Genomic DNA, 7290 nt, shown 5'->3' with positions numbered 1-7290 from the left:
GGATTCTTATTAGCTACATTTATTATATTTGCTGCATTACCACTATTACAAATGATGGGGGTTTTATAGATGGCTGATAAAAAAGCTCCTGCAGACGGCTGGCCGGTTATCAGTGGAGACTACATTGTCGGTGATCCAGAAAGCCCAGTTGCAGTTACAACTTTAGCTTCTCACATTGAAGCTGAACTTTCCGGTGCTGCTATTGCAGGCCCATGTAAAACAGAAAACTTAGGAATTGAAAAAGTAGTTGCTAACATTATCTCAAACCCTAATATCCGTTTCTTAATATTAGCGGGTGCTGAAGTACAAGGCCACATTACCGGTCAAAGTATTCAAGCATTATATGATAATGGTGCAGACCCTGATAAAAAGAAAATTATCGGTGCTACTGGAGCTATTCCTTTCGTAGAAAATGTTCCTCTCGATGGTATTGAAAGATTCCAACAACAATTAGAAATTGTTGACTTAATCGATACTGAAGATATTGGAGCAATTCAATCAAAAATCAATGAATGTGTAGAAAAAGATCCAGGTGCTTTTGAAGAAGAAGCTATGATTATCTCTGTTGATGAAGATGGTGGCGACGAAGAAGAAGGAGAAGCAATGAAAGTTGTTTCTGCTGAAACTGCTCTTATCGAAGCTAGAATTAGGGATATAAACACTAAAATCGATATGGTCGGTGCTGTTCAAAGAAACATGGCAGGTAATTATGCTGGTAAAGTCCAAGGTATAATGATCGGATTAGCTTTTACTTTAATAGTGGGAGTTCTATTCTTGATTTAAGGAGGAGATGAATATGGTACAAATTTCAAATAAACCAAACATAAATGGGATGAAAACTGCAGCAGATGATGCTGAATACAGTTCAAAACTCCTTGCAAGAGAAGGTAAACTATTCGCAGGTTTACTTGCAACCAGATTTAAAGGATTTGCTATCGGTGCTTGCATAGCATTACTTTTTATCGTGATCATTCCTTTTATTGCAAAAGCTTTAGGATTCTAAGGGGTGTTATTTATGAGTGAAGATTCAATACCTCAAGTAATGGTATCCGCAGATGATTTCAACCAAGTCGCTGCAAAATTAGATGATGCAGAAGAAAAAGTTGATTTCACTGTTGGTGAATATTACCAACGTTTAGGCCAACAAAATGGTAGAGATGTTGGTATTTTGTATGGTATTATACTTGGATTAATTATATTAATTGTAGCTATAAAATTCGGTGTAGCTTCAATGTTATCTACCTTATTATAGGAGGTTTATACTTATGTTTAGATTTGATAAAGAACAACTCGTTGTAGATATGAATGGAGTAAAAATGGGGGGCCAACCTGGTGAATACCCTACCGTTTTAGCAGGAACTATCTTCTACGGCGGACACAAAATTATTAGTGATGAAAAAGCAGGTGACTTTGATAAAGACGCTGCTGATGGATTAATTAAAACTATGGAAGAAATGTCTGATGTAACCGGAAACCCTTGTGTTGTACAAACTTTCGGTGCTACCGGTGAAGCTATGGTAAAATACTTAGAATTTGTAGGAGACATCTGTGACAAACCTTTCCTTATAGATTCAACCGCAGCTGCTGCTAAAATTGCAGGTGTAGAATACGTTCAAGAAGCAGGATTAGCTGACAGAGCTGTTTACAACTCTTTAAGTATGGCTGCAGAACCTGGTGAAATCGAAGCTGTTAAAAACTCAGACATCGACGCATCCATTCTCTTAGGTTTCAACCCAATGACTCCTGGTGTAGAAGGAAAAATCGAAATCTGGGAAACTGGTGGTGCTGTAATCGACCAAGGTATTCTTGAAATGGCTGACGAATGTGGAATTACCAAACCATGGATGGACGTAGCTGTAACTCCATTAGGTCAAGGTGCAGGACCTGCTGTAAGAACTGCTTACGCAGTAAAAGCTAAATGGGGATACCCTGTAGGATCTGGTATTCACAACGTACCTTCCGCATGGGACTGGTTAAGAGGATACAAAAAAGAACACAAAGAAGCATGGCCTGTTTGTGATATCGGTTCAAACATCGTTCAACAAATGGCTGGTGGAGACTTCGTTCTTTTCGGACCTATCGAAAACTCCAGACTTGCATTCCCTGCATGTGGTATGGCTGATATCATGATTGCTGAAGCAGCAAAAGATATCGGTACCGAACCTGTAGAAGACCACCCAATTAACAAATTATTATAATTTAAAGGGGTCCCGATTAGATGATTCATTTCATCTAATCTATTTTTTTATTTTCACTTTTTTTCAAAACTTTTAATAAAATTTATATTATTCTAAAAAGATATTATTATTTAACTTTAATATTTTTGGAGAGGTTAGATAATGTCTTTTTTAAGTAAACTTTTTAATAGAGGTCCTAAGCCTATCATTGCTCATTCCAAAGAAGGCAATTTGGCAAGTTTAAGAGCTCAAAGGGCAGGTCCTGCAAGTCCTGGCGCTGTTCAAAAGCCTGATACTTTTTATGTAACTGCTTCTGTTGAATTAGGTAACACCACTACAAAATCCATTGTAATGGCCACTAATTTAAACACAAGTGAGTCTTATTTATTGAACAAGACAGTTAAAATGACTCGTGATATACGCCCGCCTAAACCTAATGAAGAGGTATTCGGTAAAACCGTTTGGGGTATAGAACTTTCAAAAGAATCTGTAACAGAGCTCATTAGGGATACCGTTTTGGAATCCTTACGAAAATGTCAAGTCGATAAGGATGAGGACTTGGATTTTGTTGTAAGATCCACCGGTGTAACTGCAGGTTTCGCAACTGCCGAAGAGGCAGGTCAATTGATTATCGCTTTGGCTGACGGTTGTCTTGAAGCTGATATTCCTCCAAGGAAAATGTCTCCTGCAATGACTATTTCACAGCTTCCTGAAAGATTGCAGAAACATTCCCTTTTGGAAAACATCATGTTTGACGGTGCTGTTGTAAGTGTAGTTCCTCCACAAGGTAAGGAAACAGTTGCAAATGAAATGGAAGGGGAACTTGTAACTGCAGGTATTAAGTTAGGTGCTAAATGGACTGATGTGGATTACAGAAACCCATGTGTTTCCCTTGACTTTGGTTCCACTTTGGCAGGACGTATCGTTAATGATAATGAACCTTATGCAAATACTGTAGGTAACTTCCTGGGTCTTGCAGGTGTTGTAAGCGACTCCTTAGCCAGGGGTTCCGGCATGATTGATAAGAAAAACGGTGCTGCATTGGACTTATATTCAGATAAGGCAATGAAAAAGGCTGACCATAAGAAGGCTGAAGCCAATGCATTGGAAGCTCACAAGTTGGTCAACATCACTAAAGTGCCTATGGATGTTGACAGATTCGGTACCGTGCCTGTTAATCCTGAAGCTGCTGAAAAGGCAGGAACCACTTTAATTGGTTGTGATGTAGGATTCAATGGTGATAAATTAGGTGAACTGATGGAATTGGGTGCTCAATTCTATGATGCCGACGGTCTTCCAACTCTGCTTTCAACTCTTGACTATGTAAGTACCAATATTGTTAAAAGAGTGCTTGATGTAGCATTTAAGGAAAATGTCATCGTTCCGGGTTCCGCTTTAGGTATTACCGGTAGGGCAGGAATTACAGGACGTAAGCCTGAACTTATTTTAGAGGCAGTTCAGGACAAATTTGAAAATGTTGTATTTGTTGAAGACGGTCTTGCATTAGGTTCCGCAATCATGGCCCGTTGTATGAACTCAATGGGAACACCTAGGGTGCCTATTGGCGGTAAGCAAGGTGGAAGATGCATTCTTAAAGATCGTATGAAGATGATGGGCGGAAAATTCGCTTAAATGTCCGTGGTTTATCATGATTTATGCAATTTTGATGGCAGGAGGTATGGGAACCAGGCTTGAAGTTCCCGAAGAAAAACCTCTTTTCAAATTGCATGATAAGCCTTTAATCAAATATGTCATTGACAACTTGAATGCATCAGAATTAATTGATAAAATCGTTATTGCAGTCAGTCCGAATACCCGGGAAACTACCAGATACTTGGAATCCCTCAATGATGATTTTATTATTTTGGACACATCAGGCGATGATTATCTTAAGGATCTATCTTACATTTTGGATTACTTTGAAAATAAATCTAAAGAGGACATTTTGCTTTTCATCAATGCCGATTTGCCATTCATTTCTACAGAAACCATAGATTATGTCATAGATTATTATTTGGGCAATGATAAGGATGCCCTGTCAGTAATTGTTCCTGTTGAAGTTTTTGAAAAATTGGGTTTGAAATATTCTTATGAGTTTAATGGATGTGTTCCGTCAGGGTTGAATATTCTCAGAAGTGAAAATATCATCCAGGAGGAAACTCAGCTGGTGCTTAAAAAAGTGGAATTGGCATTAAATATTAATACGATTCCTGACAGTGAAATTGCAGAAAAGTTATATTACAAATATTACGTTTAAATATAATGAAGTTATAATAATTATATAACTAAAATAATTTTTATGGTGATTTAATGGATAATAAACAAATTCCTAAAAGAGAAGAAAAATTATGGAGTGAAATCAAAAACTATCAAGTAGCTACCAACAATGCACGTATCCTTGGTGTTTTAGATGAACTAATCATCAACGAGAAAACCGGTAAAATTGTCGATATCGCTATCAGAATTGAAAGTGATCGTAATATTCATGTTAAAGGCGCTAAAAGGAATGGCGACTTGTTATTAGTTCCTTTTGCTAAAGTTGAAAAAGTCGGCGAATTTATTATTGTAACTGAATAATTTCAGTTATACTCTTTTTTTTATTATTTTAATTTTTTTGTATTTTTTCTGTTATTTACTGTTAACTATTTATTTTAGTAAATCAATATTTATTATAGTATAACAAATTCATATTTATTCATAAAAGGTGATTATATGTTGCTTGAAATCGAAAATTTGGCTGTTGAAGTAGCCGGAAAAAGAGTTTTAAAAGATGTTAATCTTTCAATTGCTGAAGGAGAAACTCATGTTCTTTTAGGACCAAATGGTGCTGGTAAGAGTACATTATTTTTAACTATTTTAGGATTCCCACAATATGATGTGGTTGAAGGTTCTATAAAATTCAAAGGTCAAGATATTACTAATTTGTCTACTGCTGAAAGAGTAAAGTTAGGTATTGGAGTAAGTTTCCAGACTCCTCCTGCAATCAGAGGAGTGTCTGTAAGAGATTTGCTCAAAATCGAGTCTCATCAAGAGATGGATGAAGATTTAAATCCTAGAATGCAAGAATTAGCAAAACAACTAAAATTCAGTGACGAATTTTTGGACAGAGATGTTAATCTGGGATTTTCTGGTGGGGAAGTAAAACGTTCCGAAATTTTACAGTTGCTTGCCCAAATGCCGGATTTCACCATGTTCGATGAACCTGACTCAGGAGTAGATATTGAAAATGTAGAATTGTTAGCTTCTGAAATCGGTACATTATTAGATAAAGATAAACCACAAGGTTCCAGAAAAAGAAGTGGGCTTTTAATTACCCATTTAGGTTACATCTTAAACTTTGTAAGTGCAGATAAGGCGCACGTCTTAATTGATGGTGTAATTTCTTGTTCTGGAAATCCAACTGAAATTTTAGAAGATATTAGAAAAAATGGTTTTAATGGATGTGTTGAGTGTGCGCAATGTTTATGATGATGCTGAAAGGGCAAAAGATAAAAAGGCAGCTTTAGGTGCTGATATTACTATTGAAAATTTCTCCGATGAAACAGTTAATGCTTTAGACATGATTGATGATTTGGATGATTTAGATAAACAGACTAAAAAGGATTTATTGCAGGTCGGAGTAGATACTGAAGAGAAAAACAGGTCAGGATCATTTTTACAGGTTGACCAAAGTAATATTTTCACAAACAACTCAATGTCCGATTCCATTGAAGTCATGAACATGGGCATTGCATTGGAAAAGTATAGTTGGTTGGAAGATTATCTCTGGAATGTTGTAAAACCTGATGCAGACAAATACACTGCAAAAACCGCTTTAAATGAACAGGAAAATGGTGTTTTAAGCGGTTATTTTGTAAGGTCCCTTCCTGGAACTAAGGAAGTAATGCCTGTTCAAGCATGCATGTTCATTAGTGATGAAGACATTATGCAGACCGCTCACAATGTTATCATTGCCGAAGAGAACTCTGAATTGCATTTGATTACCGGTTGTGCAACTGGTGATGATGTAGGTTCCGCAATGCACGTTGGTGTATCTGAAATGTATCTGAAACCTGGTTCCAAGATTACTTTTACCATGGTTCATAATTGGGCTGAGCAGGTTGAAGTTCGTCCAAGAACCGGTGTCAAACTAATGGATAATTCAACTTACATTAACAATTACATTCTAACCAGTCCTGTAAGCACTATCCAATCCTTCCCAACTGCATATTGTGATGGTGAAAACTCAAGGGCAATTTTCCAAAGTATCCAAGGTGGTAAAAAAGATTCCATTATTGATGTAGGATCAAGAGTCTTGTTGAATGCCAAAGGAGCAAGAGGGGAAGTTATCTCAAGGGCTGTTGCACAGGACGAATCACAAATTTATGCAAGAGGGCACCTGGCAGGTACCGTCCCTGAAGTTAAGGGTCACTTGGAATGTCATGGATTGGTATTATCCGATGACAGTTTCATTTATGCCGTCCCTGAACTTGAAGCCAGTTCAGCAAACCTGGAAATGTCTCACGAAGCTGCAGTAGGTAAGATTTCCGAAGATGAAATTAACTACCTGACTTCAAGAGGAATCACTGAAGAGGATGCTGAATCCATGATTGTCAGAGGTTTCTTGAACATGGATATCACAGGACTTCCTGATGAATTGGCTGAGCAAACTCAAAGAATGATTGATATGAGTCTCGATGGAATGTAATTCCATCTATCTTTTCTTTTTTTTACAATTGCGCTTATTTTAAACGTAGTTCCATTAAACTCGTTTTATAGTATATAAACTTTTTGGCTTATTTTTCTAAGTAACCTTTATATTAATTATAAATGATATATATTAATCAGTACATAATGTAATGCTGAGCTAGCTCATTACGTACGTAAATTGTGAATTTAAGGTATACCTAAACAGTATTTCCTTAAAAAAAATTTTAAAATTTTTTAAAAAACTTTAAAATTGGGTTTTTGAAAGACATAAGTTTTTCTAAAACTGAAAAAAAATATTTATAGAGGAGGAGAAACTCTATGGCTGATGATGTAAAAATTGTAATGTTTTGTTGCAACTGGTGTTCCTATGGAGGAGCAGACACAGCTGGTACTGCACGTATGCAATACCCACCGAATATTAGAG

At 36.7% G+C, this 7290-nt stretch carries 10 protein-coding genes; all 10 read left to right on the top strand.

The window, feature by feature from the left end; all coding sequences use genetic code 11:
• The first annotated feature begins 69 nt into the window (after positions 1 to 69).
• Positions 70 to 783: a tetrahydromethanopterin S-methyltransferase subunit A gene (gene mtrA / locus E7Z79_RS08680; RefSeq protein ID WP_303739562.1), complete on the top strand. Its 714-nt coding sequence runs from the start codon at positions 70 to 72 to the stop codon at positions 781 to 783.
• Between the two features lie 13 nt (positions 784 to 796).
• Positions 797 to 1003, top strand: a complete 207-nt coding sequence (locus E7Z79_RS08675) for a tetrahydromethanopterin S-methyltransferase subunit F (protein WP_303739564.1) — start codon at positions 797 to 799, stop codon at positions 1001 to 1003.
• Positions 1004 to 1015: 12 nt separating this feature from the next.
• Positions 1016 to 1252, top strand: a complete 237-nt coding sequence (gene mtrG, locus E7Z79_RS08670; protein WP_303739561.1) for a tetrahydromethanopterin S-methyltransferase subunit MtrG — start codon at positions 1016 to 1018, stop codon at positions 1250 to 1252.
• 13 nt (positions 1253 to 1265) lie between these two features.
• Complete coding sequence (gene mtrH, locus E7Z79_RS08665; RefSeq protein ID WP_303739560.1) at positions 1266 to 2198, top strand: tetrahydromethanopterin S-methyltransferase subunit H; 933 nt, start codon at positions 1266 to 1268, stop codon at positions 2196 to 2198.
• A 141-nt stretch (positions 2199 to 2339) separates the two neighbouring features.
• On the top strand, positions 2340 to 3809 hold the full coding sequence (locus tag E7Z79_RS08660; RefSeq protein WP_303739559.1) for a methanogenesis marker 14 protein: 1470 nt from the start codon (positions 2340 to 2342) through the stop codon (positions 3807 to 3809).
• 16 nt (positions 3810 to 3825) lie between these two features.
• A complete protein-coding gene (locus tag E7Z79_RS08655; protein WP_303739558.1) occupies positions 3826 to 4434 on the top strand; it encodes an NTP transferase domain-containing protein in 609 nt (202 codons plus the stop codon).
• 53 nt (positions 4435 to 4487) lie between these two features.
• Positions 4488 to 4754, top strand: a complete 267-nt coding sequence (locus E7Z79_RS08650) for a PRC-barrel domain-containing protein (RefSeq protein ID WP_295598459.1) — start codon at positions 4488 to 4490, stop codon at positions 4752 to 4754.
• Between the two features lie 135 nt (positions 4755 to 4889).
• Positions 4890 to 5645 (top strand): ABC transporter ATP-binding protein, encoded by a 756-nt coding sequence (locus E7Z79_RS08645; protein WP_303739557.1) that lies wholly within the window; start codon positions 4890 to 4892, stop codon positions 5643 to 5645.
• A complete protein-coding gene (locus tag E7Z79_RS08640; RefSeq protein ID WP_303739556.1) occupies positions 5614 to 6864 on the top strand; it encodes a SufD family Fe-S cluster assembly protein in 1251 nt (416 codons plus the stop codon). The genes E7Z79_RS08645 and E7Z79_RS08640 overlap by 32 nt, the downstream gene beginning before the upstream one ends.
• Positions 6865 to 7184: 320 nt before the next feature.
• A partial coding sequence (locus tag E7Z79_RS08635; protein WP_303739563.1) for a hydrogenase iron-sulfur subunit occupies positions 7185 to 7290 on the top strand: 106 nt, incomplete at its 3' end.

The sequence above is a fragment of the Methanobrevibacter thaueri genome, assembly GCF_015062905.1.
Taxonomy (GTDB): Archaea; Methanobacteriota; Methanobacteria; order Methanobacteriales; family Methanobacteriaceae; genus Methanocatella; species Methanocatella thaueri_A.
The sequence above is the reverse complement of the archived record's forward strand: the minus strand, read 5'-3'. Positions and strand labels throughout refer to the sequence as shown.

What these genes read in the sequence shown, in the direction of transcription:
- mtrA (WP_303739562.1), top strand. Translation starts at nt 70, where the DNA reads ATGGCTGATAAAAAAGCTCCTGCAGACGGCTGGCCGGTTATCAGTGGA.
- E7Z79_RS08675 (WP_303739564.1), top strand. Translation starts at nt 797, where the DNA reads ATGGTACAAATTTCAAATAAACCAAACATAAATGGGATGAAAACTGCA.
- mtrG (WP_303739561.1), top strand. Translation starts at nt 1,016, where the DNA reads ATGAGTGAAGATTCAATACCTCAAGTAATGGTATCCGCAGATGATTTC.
- mtrH (WP_303739560.1), top strand. Translation starts at nt 1,266, where the DNA reads ATGTTTAGATTTGATAAAGAACAACTCGTTGTAGATATGAATGGAGTA.
- E7Z79_RS08660 (WP_303739559.1), top strand. Translation starts at nt 2,340, where the DNA reads ATGTCTTTTTTAAGTAAACTTTTTAATAGAGGTCCTAAGCCTATCATT.
- E7Z79_RS08655 (WP_303739558.1), top strand. Translation starts at nt 3,826, where the DNA reads ATGATTTATGCAATTTTGATGGCAGGAGGTATGGGAACCAGGCTTGAA.
- E7Z79_RS08650 (WP_295598459.1), top strand. Translation starts at nt 4,488, where the DNA reads ATGGATAATAAACAAATTCCTAAAAGAGAAGAAAAATTATGGAGTGAA.
- E7Z79_RS08645 (WP_303739557.1), top strand. Translation starts at nt 4,890, where the DNA reads ATGTTGCTTGAAATCGAAAATTTGGCTGTTGAAGTAGCCGGAAAAAGA.
- E7Z79_RS08640 (WP_303739556.1), top strand. Translation starts at nt 5,614, where the DNA reads ATGGATGTGTTGAGTGTGCGCAATGTTTATGATGATGCTGAAAGGGCA.